The sequence below is a fragment of the Bradyrhizobium sp. Leo78 genome (assembly GCF_059512425.1).
Map to the genome: position 1 here is coordinate 15,051 of NZ_JCAMOT010000047.1, position 21,361 is coordinate 36,411.

The window sequence follows — 21,361 nt, forward strand, 5'->3', positions numbered from 1 at the left end:
AGGGCGATGGAGATCGCTAAAGCGATAGAGATCGCTGAGAAGAAAGAATGCGCAAGCCAGTGAGGAGCAGCCTTTGAGCTCCCTGCTCTTCCTACCGACGGCGCGCGATCTCCGCGGTTGATACAACATACTCGGTGAGCACACCGTCCCGGCTCATCGGCATCAAGCGCGCCTCGACATCGCGCAGCATCGGCTCGACCTTCGCGCCCAAGACGGCCGGCGAGGACGACGAGAAGGTCAACATGCGTTGCGCCAGGTCAGCCACGCCGGTCTCCTTCACGCTCTCGACCCGGATCTCTTCAGTGGCCTGAAATGTGGTGCCTTGCAGCAGCGAGGAAAGCTCGCGATGCACGCGCTTCCCCGAACGCGACTCGGACCATAGGTCTTTGTCCGACCAGTGACGCCGCGCGGCAGTGTATTCCTCGAGCCACACATTGCGCCCGTCCCTCACAGAGGAGGACGCGCATATGGCGACGACGCCACCCGGCGCCACCAGCCGTTCGAACAGCGGGCCCAAGGTGCTCTCGTCCAGCCAGTGGAGCGCTCGTCCGATGGTGACGAGATCGAAGCGCCCGATGCTCTCCGGCAAGTCCTCCGCCCTGCCCTCGACCAGCGTCACGTCCCGTCCGGCCTGCTTGGCCGCCTGTCGCGCGGCCGCCAGCATGTTCGGCTCGGGATCGACGGCGACAATGCGTCCGACATAGTCCGCAAAGCCGAGCGCGAGCAGGCCGGGCCCGGTGCCGATATCGATCAGCGCATGTTGCTTGGTGAGCGCCAGGCGCTGGGCGACCTCACGGAAGAACGTAGGGGGATAAGGCGGCCGGAATTGTTCATAGAGATCGACCGTCGTTGCAAAACGTCCCATTCCGCGGGCCCAATCATCGAGGTCATCGAACGGCGTACAGCGAAAGTAACCCGCTGCAGCGGCGCGTCACCTTAAATTTGGATTACATTTCCACGCACCCCCCGCTTCTGACCGAAGCGCTCTGGCGTGGCTGCACACGTGCGATCTTTGAGCAATCGGCTGATCAGCCGCAATTCCAGACCGGCCCGATCGGCGTCCGCGTCCAGCAAGGGCCGAAGCTGCCGCCATTGTAGCGGCCGCCGTAGAATCCGGGCCGACCGAAATAATGCCAGTCGCCGTCCCACCCGTAATAGCGTGGCACCGGATCGATGTACCAATGGCGCCGGTCACGGCGCGCCATGCGCGAAGCCAAAGCTTTCTGCTTGAAAAGCGGAAGGCTGTTGTTCGGTGGCTGCTGATAGCCCGGAAGGAAACCGTAGCCGTGCCAGCGTGGCGGCGTTCGTTTATGAACCGGCGCAGCCGGCGCTACGACCGGCAGCAGCGACAGGACGATGGCAATCGACAGACACATCAGGCGCGACATGAGCGTAACATAGACGTCCGGCTGCTCGGAAGCGACTCAAATCCGAGTGCATGGTTGCTCCCGACTTTCTCGCATCGATTCGATACGGTAAATCGACCCGTCATGTTGTCAGGGCTTCAAATTCCGAGGACCGGTGAGCCATGGGAATACCAGCAGATAGATTACCAACTGGCGGCTTTGCTCGCCTCGTCCCGGAGCTGGACGTGCTTGACCTGGAACAGAGCAAGACATTTTGGTGCAAGATACTCGGTTTCCAGATTGCGTATCAGCGCCTCGAAAATCGCTTCATGTATCTTGAGCTGCAAGGCGCTCAGGTGATGCTGAAGCAACAAAATGGTAACTGGAAGACTGGAGCTCTCGAACGACCGCTGGGACGCGGGATCAACTTTCAGATCTTCGTCGATTCCGTGGCCCCTCTTCTCGATGCACTGAAGCGAGAGAAATGGCCTCTCTTCAGAGAGTGTCATGACGCCTGGTATCGGATCGCAGGAGAAGAGCGCGGCAACAGGCAATTCCTGGTGCAAGACCCTGACGGCTACCTCCTGCGTTTCGCACAGGATTTGGGAAGCAGGTAATCACCTCTCGAACGGCACCAGTTGGACCGGCCATGTTGAAGGAATTCGATCGCGAGATCTGGACTGCAGATGGACCCGACGTATCCGTAGCCGGATTTTCATTATCCCACCCGGATGGCCGTCATCAGACTGTCAGACGGAGGTCTCTTCATCTGGTCGCCGATAGAGCTCAGCGATAGCCTGCGGGCGGATGTCGATGCCATCGGTCAGGTGCGGCACATCGTTGCTCCCAATTCACTTCATCACCTGTTTCTTCCAGAGTGGAAGCGCGCCTACCCTGACGCCAAGGTCTACGCCCCGCCAGGATTGCGAAAGAAGCGCGAGGACATCGTCTTTGATGCTGACCTCGAAAGTGTGCCGAGCCCGGATTGGATCGAGGAGATCGACCAGGTCCTGATGCACGGCAACCTGATCACGACGGAGGTGGTGTTTTTTCACATCAAGAGCGGGACCGTGCTGTTTACCGATCTGCTCCAGCAGATTCCGGCCGACCGCAATTCCGGCTGGCGAGCCATGGTCGCGAAGCTGGATCTCATGGTGGGGCCCGAGCCGTCGGTGCCGCGCAAATTTCGTGTCGCCTTCACCAACCGCCGCGCCGCGCGAAAGTCTCTGGATTACATTCTCGCGTGGCCAGCCGAAAAGGTGCTGATGGCCCACGGCACACCGATAGAAGAGGATGCGCGAGCGTACCTGCGCCGTGCGTTTGGGTGGCTGACGGCGTGATTTGCAGCGTCGGAGCCACGAAGACGTTCACGTTCAATTCAGGAAGGTTAGCAAATTCAGGAAGGTTCGCGTGTTAGCTGCGCGATAGGTCGCGTCTGACGACCCCTGCCACACGATTCAAAACAGAAGAAAGGTCCCGATCAGGATGCCTGCAGCAAAGGACCAAAGTCCCAAGGTGCAGGCTGAAACAACGCGGACCAGGTTGCGGAGCTGCTCCTCGTGCTCCTCCTCTGCTGTCTTGGGGAGATGAGCCGTCATTGGCGCTGTCTTGCCCATGCTTTGCCCGGCATTCCCGGGATTTACGCCCCCAAATCATGGTGAAGGCGGGGCAATTGCGCGCCGCTGCGATGCCGTTTTTGTGATCGGGCGTGGGGCCGAGCCGCAGCGGAAGCGGCGGCGAAGTCTTGCTTCAGCGGACCGAGGAGGTCCGCTTGGGGTCATGGTAGCCGCCCAGTAGATCGTCCGGCACGTTGCCGAACGCGCGCAGCACGGTCGTCGTCGATTCCGGATAGCCGACGCGGACGAACGCGACGGCTCCGGCATGGCCCAGGATCTGCCAAAACCCTTTCGCGCGCTCGATCGCCGCCGCAGGGCTCGCGCATTTGAAAGGCTCGCCGGCGACGAGACCATCGTCGGTCAGGTCGAATGGCATGGCGACAAAGAGAGTGATCTCGCCCATGGCCGTCTCCCCGATTATTTCGCTGCCCGTCTGATGGGGCTGATCGCGCATTGAAAGCAAGTTTGGGTCTTCCTGGCTTGCGCCAAATCAATATGGCCTCGCCACTCCGTCATTTATGCCGTTTGGTCCGCGCAGACCAGAGGTCGGCCCTATCGCCTGTCCGACGGGAGACACGCCCCGGCAGTGCCGGCTTTCCCTGGCGCGCGGCGTATGCGAGCCTGCGTGGAAAGAAACCATCAACGGGTGCATCCGCCATGCCCGATCCAGACCTGCCTGTCGACGGCGCCCGCGTTCTCGCCGATCTCAATGCGCTGCGCGCCATCGGCGCATACAAGACCGGCGTGCACAAGCCGACTTTTTCGGAGCCGCATATGCGCTCGATCGCGTGGCTTGCCGCAAAGCTCCCGGAAGCCCGCCTCGCTCCCACGATCGACGGCATCGGCAACGTTCTCGGCACCAGCGCAAAACCTGGCTTGAGGCTCCTGGCCGGCTCGCATCTCGAAAGCCAGAATTTCGCCGGTTGGCTCGATGGACCGCTCGGCGTCGTCTATGCGCTCGAAGCCGCCCGCGTCATCAATCCCGACGCGAGCCTCCAAGGTGCCGTCGAGGTTGCCGCCTGGTGCGACGAGGAAGGACATTTCGGCCATTTCCTCGGCAGCCGCTCCTATGTTGGCGCCGTCACGGACGCCGAGATCGACGCCGCCTGCGACCGCAGCAATGGCCGTCCCATGCGTGATGCGCTGGCGAACGTCGGGCTTGGCGGGCGCCCGCGCGTCACCGCCGAGCGCGGACGGCACGTCGGATATCTCGAAGCCCATATCGAGCAAGGCAGGACACTCGAAGACAGCGGCCTCAAGATCGGCGTCGTCACCTCCATCGTCGGCATCTGGCAATATCGCATCACCTTCACCGGCGAGCAGAACCATGCCGGCACCACGCGGATGTCGATCCGCCGCGATGCCGGCCTTGCGCTCGCCAAGTTCTGCGTTGCGATCGACGATAGCTTCCCTGCCCTGTGCGGACGGCGCACGGTATGGACCACCGGCCGCATCACGCTCGATCCCGGCGCGCCCAGCATCATTCCCGGCGGCGCCGAAATGCTGTTCCAGATGCGCGACGACGATCCGAGCATGATCGAACGTCTGGAAGCGCATTTGCGCCGCATGGCCGCCGAGGTCACGGCGGCAGGCCGCTGCAGCGTCGAGGTCGAGCGCATCCGCACCGGCGCGCCGGCGACGATGGATGCCGCGTTCCAGGACGCGATCGAAGCCGCGAGCGCACGCTTTGCCGATGGCAAGTCGATCCGGATTCCGAGCGGCGCCGGCCATGACGCCCAGGTCCTCGCCACCATCATGCCATCAGCCATGCTGTTCGTGCCCTCGATCGGCGGCATCAGCCATCACTGGAGCGAGAACACCGACGACGCCGACATCGTCATCGGCGCGAAAGTATTTGTCGAGACGTGCCGCCGATTGCTCGCACGGTGAGAGCCCGCCACGGACTTCCCACTCTCCGTCATTCCGGGGCGCGCGCAGCGCGAACCCGGAATCCATTGAGCCGCAGGCGGTGGCGGAGAAATGGATTCCGGGCTCGATGCTTCGCATCGCCCCGGAATGACAGCCCCCGTCATTGCGAGCGGAGCGAAGCAATCCATGCTTCTGCTTGCGGTGCTATGGATTGCTTCGCTCCGCTCGCAATAACGATGTGGTTGGCTTGAGCGCGACATAGCAACCCGACGGGCAAATCACCAAAAGTCTGTCCACCCGTCACGCGAAAAATAAATCACTTAACCCGTCGGGCAAATCAGTGATTTAACTCCGCGCGTCTCACGGCGGATGAGGGGCGGCTCGCGATCGTCACGAACGTTGCGGTGAGATGCGGTGGACGAGAGTATCACGACTGACGAGCGTGGCACTCGCGGACGGCGAAGTCGTGTGGTCCTGGCGCCCCGACGCTGGCGCTAAGTCCTGGGGGATGGAAACATCCCTAAGGACCACGGTGGCAAGAAAGCCCGGTCACCGAGGAGAGCACGAAGGAAACCGTAACACCATCGCGCAGGGAAAGCCGGAATGCTTCGGTTAAACCTGTGGTCCTACCCCCGTGCTTTTTGTTGCACGGGACCCATGGGTGCAGCCGGCACCCGGCTTTCCCTGCGCCCTCTGTGTTTCGAGGAGGGTGGAAAGTAAACCAAAGCTCGGACGCATGGCGCCGCGAGAATGCGAACTCACATCCTCTCACCAAACTCTACCGTCATGCCCCGCCACCGGGTCTCGCCTTTGGCGAGCCCGATGACAGGCTCCGGCGGGGCATCCAGTATCCGGCGTCCTGTCAACCGCTCTACCCATCCTACGGACTGCGGGATCCCGGCTCGACACCGGAAACGACCGACCGTGCCATGCGACAAAAAGCCGTGAATGTGGCGCGCCGAACCCATCGCAAAGCGGTTACGTTGCCTTGCCAAGCGCTGGCTTTGTGGCCATTTTCCTTACTCGTACCCGGTTTTGATTACCCGCAGATGCTATTGCTCGAGTCTCTCCCAACCGTCATCGGTGCCGCCGCCATTGCGCCGGCGCTTCTGATGCTCTGGCTCGTCATCGCCGCCGACGAGCGCCCGGGCCCGCCGGGACAGGTCTGGCTCGCTTTCGTGCTCGGCGCGGCCAGCATCTCGCTGCTTGGGCTGGTGCGGGCGCCGTTCAACGCATTGCTGGCGATACCGGAAAACCCCTGGATGACGTTGGTGGTGCGCTCGCTGTTCGGCGTCGCCCTCCCTGAAGAGATCGTGAAGATCGCGGTGATCATCGCCGTGTCGTCCCGGCGGCGCCGCGCCTCCGCCGACCCGATGGACCCGGTGGTCTATGGCGCCGCCGTAGGGCTCGGTTTCGCCGCCTATGAGAATCTCGCCTACCTGGTCCAGCACGCCGAGATGTGGCGCGCGCTCGCCGTGCTGCGCAGCGTGCTCACGGTGCCGTTTCACGGCGCGCTCGGCATCATCGCCGGCGCCTATGTCGCGATCGCACGCTCCGGCACCGCGCTCGGCGCGCACCGCAAGAACCGCGCCTGGGCGCGCTTGTCGAGTTGGGGCATGGTGCTGCTCGCCCCGGTCTTGCTGCATGCCGCGTTCGACTTCCCGCTCCTGACCCTGCAGCGGGGCGGCGATCTCGGCTCCACGCTGCGGATGGTCCTGGGCTCGGCGAGCGTCCTGATCGGGTTCAGCTCGATCGGCTTCGCCATCCGCCTGATCTACCGGGTCGGCCGCCATCATGCCCCGCGCACCGCGCTCGCGCGTGAACGGCTGAGCCAGTTGCGGCGGATGTGGGCCGTGCTCGTCCTCGGCAGCGGCGCCGGCTTTCTCGGGCTGGCCTTCGTGCTGACGTCGATCCGTCGCTGGCTGATCAATCCCGAGCACAATGCGGCGGCGATCCTGGTCCCGGTCGCGGCGATCTCCATTGTGATCGGTATAGCGCTGCTGATCGCGACCACCGCGATTTACATCTTCGGGCGAAATCGAATTCGCACGACATCGGAGGGCTTTTCGTCGGCGCCGGGGCCGGGCTAATCTGATATAATCAGAACCGGACACGCTCTAGGATCGCGTGCAATCAGGCACCCGCCGGGAGAGCTGCGATGACCCTTCCAGATAACCTCGACAAGCTGCAGTCCGAAGTGAACGCCACGGTGAAGGCGCATTGGAAGGCCTTCCTGTTCGAAGGCATCCTGCTCGTGGTTCTTGGCCTCGCCGCGTTGATCGTGCCGGCCTTCGCGAGCCTCGCCGTGACCATCTTCCTCGGCTGGCTGTTCCTGATCTCCGGGATCGGCGGATTGATCGTCACCTACTGGGCGCGCGAGATGCCGGGCTTCTGGTGGTCGCTGATCTCGGCGGCGCTGGCCGTGCTCGCCGGCCTGATCCTGCTGGCGCGGCCGATGCAGGGCGTGCTGACGCTGACCATCGTGGTCGGAGCCTATTTCGTCGCCGAGGGCGTCGCCACCATCATGTATGCGCTGGAGCACCGGCGCGAATTGACCGGGCGCTGGTCGTGGCTCCTGATCGCAGGGCTGATGGACATCCTGATCGCCTTCATCATCGTCGCCGGCCTGCCCGGCTCGGCGGAATGGGCGCTTGGGCTCCTGGTCGGCCTCAATCTGTTATTCGGCGGCGCCAGCCTGATCGGCATGGCGCTCGCCGCCCACAGCACCGACCCGTGATTTAGAGCGTTTTCGAGCGAAGTGGATACCGGTTCGCGTGAAGAAAACGCGTCAAAATAAGAAACTGAAGATCGGTTCTGATTGAATCAGAACCGAATCTTTGGAGGTGACAAGGCGGAATCCTTCCGCTATAGACCCACCCATGATCAACGCTGCCACCAGCTATTTTTGGTACTTTAGCTACGACAGCTCGCTGGCGGCGGGAGGATCGCGCTCAATTTAGTGAAATTGCAGCAAGACGTCCGAACAGCCGCCAGACCTGGCGGCTTTTTTGTTGGCCGGCAGGTTCAAAAATCAAAAGGAGCCCGCCGTGTTGAGTACCACTGACGATCTTCGCATTAGAGAACTGAAAGAGCTGAGTACGCCCGAAGAGGTGATGCGCGAGATCCCGCGCACCTTGACGGCGACGCGGGTGGTGATGGCGGCGCGCAACGCCATCCATGCCATCCTGAACGGCAAGGACGACCGCCTCCTGGTTGTCGTCGGCCCCTGCTCCGTCCACGATCCCGAAGCGGCCATCGATTACGCCGAGCGCCTCGCCACCTTGCGCGAGACGCTGTCTGACCGGCTCGAGATCGTGATGCGGGTCTATTTCGAGAAGCCGCGCACGATTGTCGGATGGAAGGGGCTGATCAACGATCCCAACCTCGACGGCAGTTTCGACATCAACAAGGGCCTGCGGCTCGCCCGCAGCGTGCTCTCCGCCGTCAACAATCTCGGCCTGCCCGCGGGCGCCGAATTCCTTGATATGACGACGCCGCAATATATCGCCGATCTCGTGAGCTGGGCCGCGATCGGCGCGCGCACCACCGAGAGCCAGATCCACCGCGAGCTCGCCTCCGGCCTGTCCTGCCCCGTCGGCTTCAAGAACGGCACCGACGGCAATGTGCGCATCGCCTCTGACGCCGTGAAATCGGCCTCCCACCCGCACCATTTCATGGCGGTGACGAAAGGCGGACGCTCGGCGATCGCGGCGACCAGCGGCAATGAAGACTGCCACATCATCCTGCGCGGTGGCCGCGCGCCGAACTATGATGCGGCAAGCGTCGATGCCGCAGCAAGCGAGCTGGCGCGCTCAGGCGTCAACCAGCGCATGATGATCGACGCCAGCCACGCCAACAGCAGCAAGAAGCCGGAGAACCAGCCGCTGGTCGTTGCCGACATCGCCGGCCAGGTTTCCGGCGGCGAGACGCGCATCATGGGCGCGATGATCGAAAGCAACCTGGTCGCCGGGCGGCAGGACGTGGTGCCGGGGGTCGCGCTCACCTACGGTCAGAGCATCACTGACGGCTGCATCGATTGGGAGACGACGGTTTCCTCGCTCAACGTGCTTGCCGATGCGGTCGAGGCACGCCGCAAGGCAGAGCGCCGCGATGTCCGGGAACGGTTGGCCTAGACGCTTGTGGCTACGGGCCGCTGGGCGACGCAACACCCGGCGGCTCGCCTCAGCAACCCCTGCAGATGCTCTTGATCTTGCGATCAAGGGCGGCGTCTTCCTTGTTCACCGGATTGTTCGGGTCGTTGATATTGTTCTCGCTCGGCACATCGCCGCGGCGCGGCTGACGGTGGCCGACCGGCGCTTCCGGAATCGGCCTGGTCTCGGGAGTGCTTTTCGGCACTGTCGTGGTTCCACCCTGCGCAAAGGCAGGCGCACCGATCAGGGTCACAAGTGCCATCGACAAGATTGTTTTCCGCATCCTGATTCTCCTGCCTCTCGACACACTTTATCGCGCCCGTTCAGGCGCGTCGATATTACTGCATCTGCGCTCACACCTTAGGTGGATAGAGATGCACGTCACCGCAATAATCGACGACACGGTAGCGTGTTTCATTAACTCCTTCACGCTGCGAGAGATTGTCCTGCGTCAAATAGCCCGGCCCGATCGGCGCTTTGCCGTGGCCGCCGGGAATGTCGAGCACGTAGTCGGGCTGGCACAGGCCCGAGACGCGGCCCCGCAACGATCGCATCAGTTCCTGCCCCTCCTCGATGGTCGTGCGCAGATGCGCAGTGCCGGGCGCGAGATCGCCGTGGTGCAGGTAGTAGGGCTTGATCCGGCATTCGACGAAGGCCCGCATCAAGCCTTCCAATGTGGCGGCATCATCGTTGACGCCCTTGAGCAGCACGGTCTGGCTCACCAGGGGAATGCCGGCATCCGCCAGCCGCGCACAGGCGGCGCGCGCTTCTGGCGTCAGTTCGCGCGGATGATTGGCGTGGATCGCAACCCAGGTCGTCGCGCCCTCCACACGCAGCGCGCGGACCATCTCTGGATTGAGACGGGCCGGATCAGCCACCGGCACGCGCGTGTGCAGGCGGATGATCTTGACGTGATCGATGGCAGCGAGATCGGCCATGATCTCCGCGAGCCGCCGCGGCGACAGCATCAACGGATCGCCGCCGGTCAGGATCACCTCCCAGATCTCCGGCTGCGAGCGGATGTAGGAGAGCGCATTGCGGTAGGCGTCCTCCGACAGCGCCGTCGCCTTCCCCGGCCCGACCATCTCGCGGCGGAAGCAGAACCGGCAATAGACCGCGCAGACGTGCACGAGCTTGAATAACACCCGGTCCGGATAACGGTGCACGATGCCGGGAACAGGCGCATGCGCATCATCGCCGATCGGATCGGCGTTCTCGCCGGGATGCGTCACGAGTTCATCCGCGGCGGGGATGAATTGCCGCGCGATCGGATCGTTCGTATCATTCGGGTCGATCAGCGCCGCAATGTCAGGCGTCACCGCGATCGCGTAGCGCGCGGCGACCTGCTCCAGATCGGCAAGCGCCTCCTGCCGCGCAAGGCCGCGCTCGATCAGTTCGGCGGGCTGGCGCAGGGTTGCGGCCAGCTTTCGGTCGATCCGGTTCATGTCTCTCCTGCCGGCGGCGTCCACACCACCTGGTCGATCCTTAGCGCGCCGCTTGCCAGCATCACCAGCCGGTCGAAGCCGAGCGCGACGCCGCTCGCCTCAGGCATCTCGCCGACGGCGGCAATAAAATCCTCATCCAGCGGATAACGCTCGCCGTAGCGACGCTCTTTCTCGTCCATGGCCGCAGCGAAGCGGCGGCGCTGCTCGGCGGCATCGGTCAGTTCGCCAAACCCGTTGGCGAGTTCGACGCCGCAGGCATAGACCTCGAAGCGCTCGGCGACGCGCGGATTGGACGGTTCCGCGCGCGCCAGCGCAGCTTCCGGAATCGGATAGTCGGACAGCACGGTCAGGCGCCCCAGACCGAGATGCGGCTCGACGTGTTCGACCAGGACCTTGCTGAAAATATCCGACCAAGTGTCATCCTCGGCAATCCGTACCCGTTCCCGCGCCGCATCCGCTAGCGCCGCGCGGTCACCCTCGCTGTCAACGACGGTCGCCAGGAGATCGATCCCGGCAAAGCACTCGAAGGCGGACGAGACCGTCAGCAGTTCAGGCACCCCGCCGATCTCTGCGGTCTTGCCACGAAACGAGAATTGTTTGATGCCCGTCGCGTGCGCGGCCTCGGCGATGATCGAGAGGGTGTCGGTCACCACGGCGTCGATATCATCATTGGCGCGGTACCATTCCAGCATGGTGAACTCGGGCAAATGGAGGTCACCGCGTTCACGGTCGCGGAACACGCGCGCGAACTCGAAGATCTTTGTTTCACCCGCCGCGAGTAGCTTCTTGCAGGCGAATTCGGGTGACGTGCGCAAGTAGCGGGGCACGCGGCTGCAATCGGCCCGCGTCAACTCCGTGCGCGGCGCATGCAGATGGGTCTCGTTGCCAGGCGAAATCTGCAGGATGCCGGTCTCGACTTCCAGGAATCCCCGCCCCTCAAACCAAGCCCGCACCGCCTTCGTCACGGCGCTCCGCGCCTCGAGAAACGGTTTTCTGTCGGCGTGCCGGGCTGGATTCCACCAGGCGGACGGGCGGTCGACGCCGCTCATGGCTGCGCTCCTGCCAAAGGACGCTTCACGCGATGCGTCGGGTTATCCATTAACAAGTTGAGAAAATCGGTAAATCTCATTGAAATCGCTCGATTTCCTCGACGTCCGGCGACCCCTTGATGCCTGACGGTGAATGTGTTGTCCATAGAGCGGGGCGGCACCACGTTCCGGCCCGCCGTTCGCGCGGTTGACACCTCGTAGAGGACGCCACACCTGTCAGCAACCTGCCGAAACCGGCCGCAAAAGGCTGGCATCTCGGGGGCAAATCAGTATGTTGCAGCCCGAAACTGCCGCCAGGCCGCCGAGCGCATCAGCCGAGCCGAGCCGGCGGCCGAACCATTCAGGAAAACCACTTTGAGAGTCATCGCCAGTTCCATCCGCAAGGGCAACATCATCGAGCAGGATGGCAAGCTTTACGTTGTCCTTTCCGCCGAAAACATCCATCCCGGTAAGGGAACCCCGGTCAGTCAGATCGAAATGCGTCGCATCGGCGACGGGGTGAAAGTCTCCGAACGCTACAAGACCACCGACCAGGTGGAGAAGGCGACCGTCGAGGATCGCAACTTCAACTACCTCTATGAGGACGCCGACGGCTTCCATTTCATGAATGGCGAGACCTACGACCAGGTCCAGGTGTCGAAGGACATCGTCGGGTCATCCGCGCCGTATCTGCAGGAAAACATGACCGTGAAGCTCTCGATGCATGAGGGCAATCCGGTCGCGATCCAATTGCCGCAGCGCGCCACCCTGGAGGTCGTCGAGACCGAGCCGGTGACGAAGGGCCAGACCGCCTCCTCCTCCTACAAGCCGGCCGTGCTGTCGAACGGCATTCGCACCGCTGTGCCGCCGCATATCTCGACCGGCACGCGCATTGTGGTGATGACCGAAGACGGCTCATACGTCGAACGCGCGAAGGATTAGCCAATCGAGCTAAGGGGGTACCGCGCCGGGGGACGACGCGTTGAAAGTGAAAGCTGTCTGCTTTGTGGCACCTTGGCTGGCAGCTTTCGCGTCGCTTCTCGCCAACCCCCTCGCCGCTTCTGCCGACGAATTCCGTACCCCTTCGATCTCGGCCGTGCGCGTCGAATGGCGCGCGGTGCTCGATCAGCTTCGCGCCGAGATCAATAGCCAGCCTTCGATCGCTGCGAACTTCACATTTGCGAGCCAGCGCCGCGTGCCTTCATACGATCCGCGCTCACGGCCCGCGCTGGTGCAATTGAACGCGATCATCTCGCAGCTATTCCCCGGCATCGGCCGCAGCCCGATCCCGGTGCTCTTGCCGTTCGATACCGCAACCTATCTCGAAGCGCGGCGGAGCGGCACGCCGGAGAGCTTGTCCGTGTCGCGCTATCAGGCGGACTTCCGTCCGGCCGATCTCTTCCATGCAGGAGCGGCCGGTTATGATGCGATGTTCACACTTGAGCCGGGCGCAGGCAACGCAATGCCGGAGCGGACTTATGCAAGACCGATCGAGGTGCATATCACCGGTTCGCTGCTGCTCTATGATCTCAACGATCGGCTCGGCGGCAAAGGCGAACCGGTCAAATCGCTTTCGGCGCAATATCCTGATATCCGACGCTTCATCCGCGAAGGCTATGTGCGCTATGCCTTCACCCGCTTCGGCGTACCCTATGTGGTTTCGATCCACTGCCTCGATAGCACGCCGCGGCTGCGACGGCTGGCCTGCCGCGAGGCCTATCCGGTCGCCGAACGCTTCCTGAAGGCGCTGCGCATCGCCGGCGGCCAACCCTCGCGGCTGCGGCGGGACATCGCCTCCGTGAGCGCCGAACGGCCGGCCGCTGTTTCACCTGAGTTCACCTATCGGCCAAGCGGCGACATCGTCGCCAACAGCGGTTACCACAAGCAGGGTGGCCGCACCGACCTGACCGTCTATTCGCAGATCCGCTTCCCATTGGCGAAAGCGCCGGCCTTCATCCATTCGCAATCGTTCGGCAGGCGCGCCGACCAATATCCCTGGCAGGACAGCTTTTGCGAGGCGCGCAGTTTCGAAGTCGGCCAGTGCGCCAACGGCTTTGGCCACCAGGGGCAGGATATCCGCCCGGGCCCCTGCCCGCGCGACAACGAAAGCGGAGAACCCTGCGATCCCAAGCGACAGGCGATCGTTGCTGTGCGCGATGGCGTCGTGATCCGTTCGCGAGGCCAACAGGGGGCGACGCTGCAGGTCAACACCCAGACCGAGCATATTCGCTTCCGATACATGCATATGACCCCGTCGGCGATGGATGCGGACAGCCTTCTCAACGGGCGCCGCGTCATGGAAGGCGAAAAGATCGGCGTGGTCTCGAATTATCTCGATCATCCCAACGGCACCACGCGCCACCTGCATTTCGACGTGCAGGTGTTCACGCGCGACGGTTGGCTCTGGGTCAATCCCTACACCACGCTGGTCTCAGCCTATGAACGCTTGGTCCGTGGCCGCGGTCGCGAGATCGGCCCCGAACCGCCGGCAGCAGCCGCAGTAGCACATGCGCAGCCGGAGGACGTGATCCAGCGTCTCGATCCGCAGGAAGGCGGCGGCAACTAGACTCGAATCGTAGGCGGACAAGGGCGCTGGAAGATTTCGCGTGCGGGGCACGCTCTTTCCACGTCATTGCGAGCGAAGCGAAGCAATCCATTTCGCCACTTGTGGAGGCGTGGATTGCTTCGCTTCGCTCGCAATGACGGCGTTAGGCCTCCGTTACTCAATGAGTGTCGTGAGCTGCGCGCCCTCGTCGGCCACGAACACGGCGATCAACTCCGCCGGCTCCGTGTTGCTCGCATTGGCTGAGACCAGGTGCGTCGAGCCCGGCGGCTCGAAGAAGGATTGACCGACCTTGAACGTCTCAAGCGCTCCGCCGCCGAGTTGCGAGCGGATTTCGCCCTTTGTGATATAGGCCGTCACCGAGCCGGCATGCCGATGCGGGCGCGTGAAACCGCCGGGGCCGTAGAACACGCGCACGATGGTGACACGTTTGCCCGGCACGTTTGGCAGGGCGTACGAGCCGATCGGCTCGACCTTGTCGAGCGGCGATCCCTCGGCGGCATTCGCGCAAAGCGGCGCGATGGCGCTGGATACCGTGTCCATCATCGCAGGCAATGTCTTTGCGGTGACCAGGGCACAGGCAAGACCGGCAATGACCGCGAGCGAAGTCGGCCGCGTCGGTGCGGGAGGGATTGTCGCGAGCATTGATGCCATGTTGTTCTCCTTTGGAGAAAGACGTTATTCGCCCCCTTTGCCTTCGGATTCACGACGCGCTGACCGCGGGCGGCTTCCGTGTCGGCGGCGTCCAGCGATAGGCGACGCCATACCTGTTCCAGACGTTGATCGCCGCGATCGCCGAGGTGAGATAGCTCAGTTCCGGCTCGGAGAATTCCGCGCGCGCTTCAGCATAAACCTCGTCGCTCACGCCGTCGCCGAGTTTCGTCAGCGCTTCGGTCCATGCCAGCGCAGCGCGTTCTCGCGCGGAAAATTGCGGGGCCTCGCGCCAGACCACGACGAGGTTGAGCTTGTCGGCCGATATGCCGAGGCTCTCGGCCTGCAGGATATGAAACTGCACGCAGAAGGCACAGCCGTTGATCTGCGAGGCGCGCAGCTTGACCAGTTCAAGTAGCTGCTTGTCGAGCCCGGCCTTGGCCGCCATCTGACCCAGCGCCCGCACCGCATCGTAGACATCGGGTGCAAGCTTCTGAAAGTCAGCGTATTCGGCTCTCGCGTGTGACATCAGTTTCGCCTCATGTTATCAGTATGCTGATAGATTATAAGAGCACTGATATGGCGCGCAAGACTGCACGGTCCACCGGCACGGTTCGTAAGACATCAAAAATCGAAAAATCGAAAAATCCCACTCGGAGCCGGAAAGCGCCCGCCGAGACAGATCCGGCACTTGCAATCATCCGCCCACCACCACCCGGCCAAGGCAAGCGCGGCGAGCAAGGCTATCTCGCTTATCTCCTGCGGCAGGCCCAGGCGGCGACGCGGCTGACGATGGAGCGGGCGCTGGGAAAGCTCGGCGTTACCCCGCCACAGTTCGTCGTGCTGACGATGCTGCGCGCCTATCCCGGGCTGTCCGGCGCCGATCTCGCGCGGGTGGCGCTGCTGACGCCGCAGACCGTCGGCGTCATCATCCGCAATCTCGAGCGCGATGGCGCGATCCGGAAGACACCGCATCCGGTTCACGGCCGCGTCCTGCAATGGACGCTGACCAGGCGCGGAACCGCGCTCCTGGAAAAATGCCGGCGTCACGCCCATGCCGTGGACCGGCGGCTGACCAAGGGGCTCAACCCCAGGGCAGAACTGATCGTGCGGCGCTGGCTGTCCAAAATCGCCACAGAGCTGCAGGATAGCTAGGTTCCCGCGGCGATGTGACTTTTTGTGTCCTTGGATGGCGCCGCTAGATTGGCAGCATGAAGCAACTTGATTCTTTGAAATCCCCCGCCCGCCGAGCTTTCCTGCAGGGCAGCATCGCGGCCGGCACCCTACTTGCCGGCCCGTTCACTGCGCTCGCCGCGCCACCCGGCTTTGACCAATGGCGCGACAATTTCCGCGCCCGCGCGCTCGCCAAGGGAATCTCGGCGGCGACCTGGACCCGCGTGATGGGCCGCATCGAGCCTGACATGAGCGTGTTCCGGCAGATGCAGAAGCAGCCGGAATTCAACGAACAGATCTGGCAATACATCAACCGTCGCGTCTCCGACTGGCGCATCATCAATGGCCGTGAGGCGCTCACGAAGAACGAGGCGCTGTTCGCGCGGATCGAGAAGGATTTTGGCGTCGAGCGCGGCACGCTGTTGGCACTGTGGGGCGTTGAATCCGCCTACGGCGATCCGCTGGTGCAGCAGAACCACATGAAGCCGGTATTCCCTTCACTTGCCGCGCTCGCCTGGAACGAACCGCGTCGCAAGGCTTATTGGGAGACCGAGCTGATCAACGCGCTCAGGATCGTCGACCGCGGCTGGAGCACGCCGGAGGAGATGCGCGGCTCCTGGGCCGGCGCCATGGGGCATTCGCAATGGATGCCGGAAGTGTGGCTCAATGTCGGCTTCGACTATGACGGCGATGGCAAGGTCTCGCCATTCGGCCGGCCGGACGATGCACTCGGATCGACCGCGAAATACCTCGTCAACCGCGGCAAATATCACCGCGGGCAACATTGGGGCTATGAAGTGCGGGCCAATGGCAACATGAGCGGCAGCCGCACCTACGCGGCCTGGGCCAGCGCCGGCGTGACCCGCGCGGACGGCCAGCCGTTCCCGCAGCCGAATGCATCGGCGCAGCTATGGATTCCGGTCGTGGGCGGCCCCGCCTTCCTGCTGGGTCCGAATTTCTATGCCGTGCGCAGCTACAATCCCTCAATGAACTATGCGTTGGCGATCTGCCATCTCGGCGACCGCATCCTCGGCGGGCCGCCCTTCATCCATCCCTTCCCCGGCTCCGAGCGGGCGCTGACGCTCGCCGAGGTGCAGGAAATGCAGACGCGACTGACAAAGGCCGGCTTCGATACCGGCGGCACCGACGGCCGCGTCGGCAATGACACCATGAAGGCGATCCGGGATTATCAGACCAAGATGAGCCTGTTGCCGGCCGACGGTTATGGCGGCCTGAAGGTGCTGGCGCGGTTGCGGCAGGGGAATTAGCGCAACCGTCATTGCGAGCACAGCGAAGCAATCCACGTCGCCGCGAGTTGAGAGATGGATTGCTTCGCTGCGCTCGCAATGACGCAGGTGTCATGGTCGCCGCGCGACCGCACCCGCGTTCATGCCGCCGTCGATGACAAGCTCAGTCCCGGTCACGTAGCGCGACGCATCGGAGGCCAGATACAGCACGCCGCTGGCGATCTCCGCAGCCCGACCGGCGCGGCCGAGCGGGGTTGCAATCTTCGCACGTTCTTCGGGATCAATCGGCGCGTTCGCACGGTTCCCCGTCGCCTCCGTCGGGATCTTGCTCCAGATCGGAGTGTCGATGATGCCGGGATGGACCGAGTTGACGCGGATGCCGTCTCCCGCAGCGGCGCATTCCATCGCGACAGACTTCGCAAGCAGCCGCACGCCGCCTTTGGTCGCGGAGTATCCGGCAAGGCCCGCCGCGCCGCGCAGGCCCGCGAGCGAGGACATCATGATGACGGATCCGCCACCGCTCCTGCGCATCAGCGGCAGAGAATATTTCACCGAGAGGAAAACGCCGTCGAGATTGATCGCGGTCTGCCGGCGCCAGTCGGCGAGCGTCATGTCGGTGATCGACGGCACGGAGATGCCGATACCGGCATTGGAGACCAGCACATCGAGCCGGCCAAACCGTTTCTCGATCTCCGAGATAATCTCCGCCCAGCGTGCCTCGCTGGTGACGTCCTGTTGCAGAAACACCGTTTTGCCGCCGGCCTTGTTGACGCCGGTAACGAGCTCCGGTCCCCTGAGCTCGTCGATATCGGTCGCTACGACCGTGGCGCCCTCCTGCGCCAGCAATTCCGCGACCGCCGCGCCAATGCCCGAGGCGCCGCCGGTGACCAGCGCCACCTTGCCTTCCACCTGTCCTGCCATGTGCTCTCCCCGACTGTTTTCTTATCTGATCACCGCGGGCCCCTGATCGGGGACCGCTACGTCGAGCACACGCAATTGCACACGTTCGCTGCCTTGCCAACGGTCGATCGCAAGGGAGCCCGCGACATGGAGCGGCTGGCCGCGATTTTGAATCAGCGCATTGCCGAGCTTTTGGCCGACGGAACGGAAGGCCATGCCGTTCACGATCGCGCCGTCGCCCGATTTGAAGCGCAGTCGCAGATGCGCCTGTCCGACTTCATCGGCATAGACGAGCTGGTGCGACGGCAGCGCGATCACCGGCTCCGGATTGCCGCTGCCGAACGGGCCGGCGCGGTTCAGCATCGCGGCAAATTCCACCGCTACGGCGCGAGCGCTCACCGCGCCGTCGATGAACAATTCATTCTCGTGACGCGAATTGGCGACGTCGGCGGCGAGCACGCTTTCCAGATAGGCGCGGAACTCGGCGAGCTTCTCCTTTCGCAGCGTTACGCCTGCGGCCATCGCATGGCCGCCGCCCTTGAGCAGCAGGCCGTCCGCCACCGCCTGCCGCACCGCCTTGCCGAGATCGACGCCGCCGATCGAGCGACCCGAGCCGGTGCCGATGCCGCCCGGCTCGAGCGCGATGGCGAAGGCCGGCCTGCCAAATTTCTCCTTCAGGCGCGAGGCCACGAGGCCGACGACGCCGGGATGCCAGCCCTCGGCGGCCGTGACGATGACGGCGCCCTTGTCCTCCAATCCGAGCGAGGCCAGCGCCTCCGCCTCGGCCTGCGCTTCGGCCGCCTGCTCAATGACGCGCCGCTCGCTGTTGAGGCGGTCGAGTTCGGCCGCGATCCGTGCCGCCTCCGAGGGGTCGGATTCCAGAAGTAGCCGCACGCCGAGGTCGGCGCGCCCGATCCGCCCGCCCGCATTGATGCGCGGTCCCAGCATGAAGCCGAGGTGCCAGGCCTCCGGCGGGCCGTTGAGCCGGGCCACATCCATCAGCGCAGTGTGCCCGACATGGTCGCGCCGGCGCAGCGCGATCAGCCCCTTGGCGACCAGAGCGCGGTTGAGCCCAATCAGCGGCGCGACGTCAGCCACCGTTCCAAGCGCGACGTGATGCAGCATGCCCAAGAGATCCGGCTCCGGCATTTCCGAAGTCCAGAAATCGCGCTGGCGCAATTCCCGGTTCACCGCGACCAGCGTCACCAGCACGAGGCCAACGGCCGCGAGATGACCAAGGCCGGAGAGATCGTCGAGCCGGTTGGGATTCACCAGTGCGTCCACCTCGGGCAGCACCTCGCCGCATTGATGGTGATCGATCACGACCACGGACATGCCGAGCCGCCGCGCCTCCGCCAGCGGCTCCAGGCTCGTGGTGCCGCAATCGACGGTGACCAGCAACGTCGCGCCCTTGGCGGCAAGCGCGCGCACGGCCTCCCTGTTGGGGCCGTAGCCCTCGAACAGGCGGTCGGGAATGTGGATCAGCGGATCGAGCCCGCAATGCCGCAAGTGCCAGGTGAGCAGCGCCGCCGAGGTTGCTCCGTCGACGTCGTAGTCGCCGAAGACCGCGACCTTCTCATTACGCATCGCCGCATCCGCGATCCGCCTTGCCGCGGCCTCCATCTCGGTCACGGTGAAGGGATCCGGCATCAATTTGCGGATGGTGGGATCGAGGAAATCCGGCACATCATCGATCGCGACGTCGCGACCCGCGAGCACCCGCGCCAGCATTTCCGGCAGTTGGTGGCGCTGCGCGATCGCGAGCGCGCGCGCCGCTCCCCGCGCGTCCAAACGGTCGCGCCAGAATTTGCCCGTGAGCGAGCGCGCCACGCCGAGAAAGGCCGGCGGCATCTCCACGGGCAGGATGGCGGTCTGCAGCGTCATAACGATCCCGACGACGAGTGGCGCTCGCATGAGAGCGAATCAGAGCTGCCATCCTCGACCCTGAGCGGGCGATCGCGAAGCGCTGCCAGGCGGTTTTGCCCGCTTTTCGCAGGAGACGGACGTTGCGGAATTGGCTTGCGGGGGTGTCGAGGCCTTCGTCGGGCGGTGTCAGGAGAGGGATTCACAACGGGAAACGGCGGAGTGCCCAAATAAAGTGCAGTCCCACATAGGTGGCAATTTCGGAAAATTAAGCCGATGTTAGCCGAAATCCCCGAAAAAGGACGCGTGTTTGATGTGCGATTTTTTGGTTCCGTTCCGTCCGCAGGAAGCGGTCAAAGGCTTAATGCAAGGGAAGTCCGGCTATGTCCATCGCGCTCCCGCGCGCGAAATCAATCGCGAGCGAATCGGCGGTCTCGCCTGACATCGACGATGAATCCGACATTTCGGCGCTGATCGCGCGGCTGACCGCGGAGGTCAATCAGATCGCCTGCGAGAAGACCAGGTCGATCCAGAAGATCACCAACCAGATGAAGATGCTGGCGCTGAATGCGCTGATCGAAAGCTCGCGCGCCGGCGCGCAAGGCGCGGGCTTTGCCGTGGTGGCGCAGGAAGTGCGCGGCGTCGGCCAGCAGGTCGAGACCATCGCGCGCGAGCTCGAGACGCAACTAACGCGGCGCACCGGCAGTCTCATGAGCTCGATCGAGCGCATGACCGACCGCTCGCGCGGCGAGCGCATGGTGGACCTGTCGCTGAACGCGATCGAGCTGATCGACCGCAACCTCTATGAACGCACCTGCGATGTGCGCTGGTGGGCGACCGATTCTGCCGTCGTCGACTGCGCTGCGTCACCGCAACCGGCGGTGGTCGCGCACACGTCCGAGCGGCTGGGCGTGATCCTTTCCGCGTACACCGTCTACCTCGATCTCTGGCTTTGCGATCTCGAAGGCAACGTGCTCGCCAACGGGCGCGCCGATCGCTTCAAGGTGATCGGCCAGAACGTCGCGGCCACAAAATGGTTTCGCCAGGCGCGCGACCTGCGCTCGGGCGACGACTATGTCGCTGGCGACGTCGAGTGCCAGCCGCTGCTCGGCAACGCGCAAGTCGCGACCTATTGCGCCAGCGTCCGCGAAGGCGGCAAGGCCCATGGCAAGCCGACCGGCGTGCTCGCGATCCATTTCGACTGGGAGCCGCAGGCACGCGCCATCGTGCAGGGCGTGCGCGTCGGCGCCGCCGATAAAGCGCGCGTGCTGCTGGTCGATTCCCATTTCCGGGTGATCGCGGCATCCGACGGCAAGGGCCTTCTGACCGAGCACGTCTCGCTGTCACTCGGCGGCCAGCGCAGCGGCTTCTACCACGACCGCTCCGGCGCGTTGGTCGCCTTCCACGCCACGCCGGGCTACGAGACCTACAAGGGTCTCGGCTGGTACGGCGTCATTCTCTGCGGGGCGGCTTCCTAGGCCTAGATCGGTGTGGTGTCCCCTCATGGTG

The 21,361-nt window shown here is 63.8% G+C and carries 21 protein-coding genes and 1 pseudogene; 11 read left to right on the forward strand and 11 right to left on the reverse strand.

The features are described 5' to 3' along the window. Positions 1-91: 91 nt before the first annotated feature. Complete coding sequence (locus AC5ZG1_RS36820; protein ID WP_496135814.1) at positions 92-865, reverse strand: class I SAM-dependent methyltransferase; 774 nt, start codon at positions 863-865, stop codon at positions 92-94. Between the two features lie 163 nt (positions 866-1,028). Further along, positions 1,029-1,388, reverse strand: a complete 360-nt coding sequence (locus AC5ZG1_RS36825; RefSeq protein WP_028168594.1) for a hypothetical protein — start codon at positions 1,386-1,388, stop codon at positions 1,029-1,031. A 203-nt stretch (positions 1,389-1,591) separates the two neighbouring features. On the opposite strand from AC5ZG1_RS36825, the gene AC5ZG1_RS36830 reads away from it, so the two are divergent. Both AC5ZG1_RS36830 and AC5ZG1_RS36835 read left to right on the forward strand, forming a co-directional pair. Then, on the forward strand, positions 1,592-1,963 hold the full coding sequence (locus AC5ZG1_RS36830; RefSeq protein WP_496135815.1) for a bleomycin resistance protein: 372 nt from the start codon (positions 1,592-1,594) through the stop codon (positions 1,961-1,963). A 32-nt stretch (positions 1,964-1,995) separates the two neighbouring features. Then, positions 1,996-2,686, forward strand: a pseudogene (locus AC5ZG1_RS36835) (DUF4336 domain-containing protein). Positions 2,687-2,803: 117 nt separating this feature from the next. Here the strand turns inward: AC5ZG1_RS36835 and AC5ZG1_RS36840 are convergent. Further along, a complete protein-coding gene (locus AC5ZG1_RS36840) occupies positions 2,804-2,944 on the reverse strand; it encodes a hypothetical protein (RefSeq protein ID WP_496135816.1) in 141 nt (46 codons plus the stop codon). A gap of 151 nt (positions 2,945-3,095) precedes the next feature. Further along, positions 3,096-3,416, reverse strand: coding sequence for a hypothetical protein (locus tag AC5ZG1_RS36845; RefSeq protein WP_496135837.1), 321 nt, complete (start codon positions 3,414-3,416; stop codon positions 3,096-3,098). A 203-nt stretch (positions 3,417-3,619) separates the two neighbouring features. Here AC5ZG1_RS36845 and AC5ZG1_RS36850 point away from each other — a divergent pair, with 203 nt between their 5' ends. The 4 genes from AC5ZG1_RS36850 (at position 3,620) to AC5ZG1_RS36865 (ending at position 8,964) form a co-directional block, all read left to right on the forward strand. Beyond that, positions 3,620-4,852, forward strand: a complete 1,233-nt coding sequence (locus AC5ZG1_RS36850; protein WP_496135817.1) for a Zn-dependent hydrolase — start codon at positions 3,620-3,622, stop codon at positions 4,850-4,852. A 1,028-nt stretch (positions 4,853-5,880) separates the two neighbouring features. Further along, positions 5,881-6,921 carry a PrsW family intramembrane metalloprotease gene (locus tag AC5ZG1_RS36855; protein ID WP_130229830.1) on the forward strand — a complete coding sequence of 347 codons (1,041 nt, stop codon included), beginning with the start codon at positions 5,881-5,883 and terminating at the stop codon, positions 6,919-6,921. A 68-nt stretch (positions 6,922-6,989) separates the two neighbouring features. Continuing rightward, positions 6,990-7,568, forward strand: a complete 579-nt coding sequence (locus tag AC5ZG1_RS36860) for an HdeD family acid-resistance protein (RefSeq protein WP_028167863.1) — start codon at positions 6,990-6,992, stop codon at positions 7,566-7,568. Between the two features lie 310 nt (positions 7,569-7,878). Then, complete coding sequence (locus AC5ZG1_RS36865; RefSeq protein WP_496135818.1) at positions 7,879-8,964, forward strand: 3-deoxy-7-phosphoheptulonate synthase; 1,086 nt, start codon at positions 7,879-7,881, stop codon at positions 8,962-8,964. A gap of 49 nt (positions 8,965-9,013) precedes the next feature. Here the strand turns inward: AC5ZG1_RS36865 and AC5ZG1_RS36870 are convergent, their stop codons facing one another. The 3 genes from AC5ZG1_RS36870 to epmA all read right to left on the reverse strand — a co-directional run bounded on the left by AC5ZG1_RS36870 (position 9,014) and on the right by epmA (position 11,476). After that, entirely contained in the window at positions 9,014-9,265 is a 252-nt protein-coding gene (locus AC5ZG1_RS36870; protein WP_496135819.1) for a hypothetical protein, read from the reverse strand. A gap of 70 nt (positions 9,266-9,335) precedes the next feature. Continuing rightward, positions 9,336-10,427, reverse strand: coding sequence for a lysine-2,3-aminomutase-like protein (locus AC5ZG1_RS36875; RefSeq protein WP_496135820.1), 1,092 nt, complete (start codon positions 10,425-10,427; stop codon positions 9,336-9,338). Continuing rightward, positions 10,424-11,476 (reverse strand): EF-P lysine aminoacylase EpmA, encoded by a 1,053-nt coding sequence (gene epmA, locus AC5ZG1_RS36880; RefSeq protein WP_496135821.1) that lies wholly within the window; start codon positions 11,474-11,476, stop codon positions 10,424-10,426. The genes AC5ZG1_RS36875 and epmA overlap by 4 nt, the downstream gene beginning before the upstream one ends. 354 nt (positions 11,477-11,830) lie before the next feature. On the opposite strand from epmA, the gene efp reads away from it, so the two are divergent. Next, positions 11,831-12,397, forward strand: a complete 567-nt coding sequence (gene efp, locus AC5ZG1_RS36885) for an elongation factor P (RefSeq protein ID WP_027578243.1) — start codon at positions 11,831-11,833, stop codon at positions 12,395-12,397. 46 nt (positions 12,398-12,443) lie between these two features. Continuing rightward, complete coding sequence (locus tag AC5ZG1_RS36890; protein ID WP_496135838.1) at positions 12,444-14,021, forward strand: M23 family metallopeptidase; 1,578 nt, start codon at positions 12,444-12,446, stop codon at positions 14,019-14,021. A gap of 153 nt (positions 14,022-14,174) precedes the next feature. Here AC5ZG1_RS36890 and AC5ZG1_RS36895 read toward each other — a convergent pair whose 3' ends face one another. Both AC5ZG1_RS36895 and AC5ZG1_RS36900 read right to left on the reverse strand, forming a co-directional pair. Beyond that, on the reverse strand, positions 14,175-14,672 hold the full coding sequence (locus tag AC5ZG1_RS36895; protein ID WP_496135822.1) for a cupin domain-containing protein: 498 nt from the start codon (positions 14,670-14,672) through the stop codon (positions 14,175-14,177). 49 nt (positions 14,673-14,721) lie between these two features. Continuing rightward, positions 14,722-15,198, reverse strand: a complete 477-nt coding sequence (locus AC5ZG1_RS36900; RefSeq protein ID WP_496135823.1) for a carboxymuconolactone decarboxylase family protein — start codon at positions 15,196-15,198, stop codon at positions 14,722-14,724. A gap of 50 nt (positions 15,199-15,248) precedes the next feature. Here AC5ZG1_RS36900 and AC5ZG1_RS36905 point away from each other — a divergent pair, with 50 nt between their 5' ends. Continuing rightward, positions 15,249-15,824 carry a MarR family winged helix-turn-helix transcriptional regulator gene (locus tag AC5ZG1_RS36905; RefSeq protein ID WP_496135824.1) on the forward strand — a complete coding sequence of 192 codons (576 nt, stop codon included), beginning with the start codon at positions 15,249-15,251 and terminating at the stop codon, positions 15,822-15,824. Positions 15,825-15,880: 56 nt separating this feature from the next. Continuing rightward, positions 15,881-17,110, forward strand: coding sequence for a lytic murein transglycosylase (locus tag AC5ZG1_RS36910; RefSeq protein ID WP_496135825.1), 1,230 nt, complete (start codon positions 15,881-15,883; stop codon positions 17,108-17,110). Positions 17,111-17,200: 90 nt separating this feature from the next. Here the strand turns inward: AC5ZG1_RS36910 and AC5ZG1_RS36915 are convergent, their stop codons facing one another. Next, the gene (locus tag AC5ZG1_RS36915) at positions 17,201-18,010 is read right to left on the reverse strand and encodes an SDR family NAD(P)-dependent oxidoreductase (protein WP_496135826.1); all 810 of its coding nucleotides are present in this window, start codon (positions 18,008-18,010) and stop codon (positions 17,201-17,203) included. 21 nt (positions 18,011-18,031) lie between these two features. Beyond that, entirely contained in the window at positions 18,032-19,873 is a 1,842-nt protein-coding gene (gene recJ / locus AC5ZG1_RS36920) for a single-stranded-DNA-specific exonuclease RecJ (RefSeq protein ID WP_496135839.1), read from the reverse strand. Positions 19,874-20,235: 362 nt separating this feature from the next. Between recJ and AC5ZG1_RS36925 the strand changes: the two genes are divergently transcribed. Then, on the forward strand, positions 20,236-21,330 hold the full coding sequence (locus AC5ZG1_RS36925; protein ID WP_028167851.1) for a methyl-accepting chemotaxis protein: 1,095 nt from the start codon (positions 20,236-20,238) through the stop codon (positions 21,328-21,330). The last annotated feature ends 31 nt before the right edge of the window (positions 21,331-21,361 follow it).

Excerpts from the sequence above, each read along its gene's own strand:
- AC5ZG1_RS36820 (WP_496135814.1), bottom strand. The coding sequence starts at position 865 with ATGGGACGTTTTGCAACGACGGTCGATCTCTATGAACAATTCCGGCCG.
- AC5ZG1_RS36825 (WP_028168594.1), bottom strand. The coding sequence starts at position 1,388 with ATGTCGCGCCTGATGTGTCTGTCGATTGCCATCGTCCTGTCGCTGCTG.
- AC5ZG1_RS36840 (WP_496135816.1), bottom strand. The coding sequence starts at position 2,944 with ATGACGGCTCATCTCCCCAAGACAGCAGAGGAGGAGCACGAGGAGCAG.
- AC5ZG1_RS36845 (WP_496135837.1), bottom strand. The coding sequence starts at position 3,416 with ATGCGCGATCAGCCCCATCAGACGGGCAGCGAAATAATCGGGGAGACG.
- AC5ZG1_RS36850 (WP_496135817.1), top strand. The coding sequence starts at position 3,620 with ATGCCCGATCCAGACCTGCCTGTCGACGGCGCCCGCGTTCTCGCCGAT.
- AC5ZG1_RS36855 (WP_130229830.1), top strand. The coding sequence starts at position 5,881 with ATGCTATTGCTCGAGTCTCTCCCAACCGTCATCGGTGCCGCCGCCATT.
- AC5ZG1_RS36860 (WP_028167863.1), top strand. The coding sequence starts at position 6,990 with ATGACCCTTCCAGATAACCTCGACAAGCTGCAGTCCGAAGTGAACGCC.
- AC5ZG1_RS36870 (WP_496135819.1), bottom strand. The coding sequence starts at position 9,265 with ATGCGGAAAACAATCTTGTCGATGGCACTTGTGACCCTGATCGGTGCG.
- AC5ZG1_RS36875 (WP_496135820.1), bottom strand. The coding sequence starts at position 10,427 with ATGAACCGGATCGACCGAAAGCTGGCCGCAACCCTGCGCCAGCCCGCC.
- epmA (WP_496135821.1), bottom strand. The coding sequence starts at position 11,476 with ATGAGCGGCGTCGACCGCCCGTCCGCCTGGTGGAATCCAGCCCGGCAC.
- AC5ZG1_RS36895 (WP_496135822.1), bottom strand. The coding sequence starts at position 14,672 with ATGGCATCAATGCTCGCGACAATCCCTCCCGCACCGACGCGGCCGACT.
- AC5ZG1_RS36900 (WP_496135823.1), bottom strand. The coding sequence starts at position 15,198 with ATGTCACACGCGAGAGCCGAATACGCTGACTTTCAGAAGCTTGCACCC.
- AC5ZG1_RS36905 (WP_496135824.1), top strand. The coding sequence starts at position 15,249 with ATGGCGCGCAAGACTGCACGGTCCACCGGCACGGTTCGTAAGACATCA.
- AC5ZG1_RS36910 (WP_496135825.1), top strand. The coding sequence starts at position 15,881 with ATGAAGCAACTTGATTCTTTGAAATCCCCCGCCCGCCGAGCTTTCCTG.
- AC5ZG1_RS36915 (WP_496135826.1), bottom strand. The coding sequence starts at position 18,010 with ATGGCAGGACAGGTGGAAGGCAAGGTGGCGCTGGTCACCGGCGGCGCC.
- recJ (WP_496135839.1), bottom strand. The coding sequence starts at position 19,873 with ATGACGCTGCAGACCGCCATCCTGCCCGTGGAGATGCCGCCGGCCTTT.
- AC5ZG1_RS36925 (WP_028167851.1), top strand. The coding sequence starts at position 20,236 with ATGTCCATCGCGCTCCCGCGCGCGAAATCAATCGCGAGCGAATCGGCG.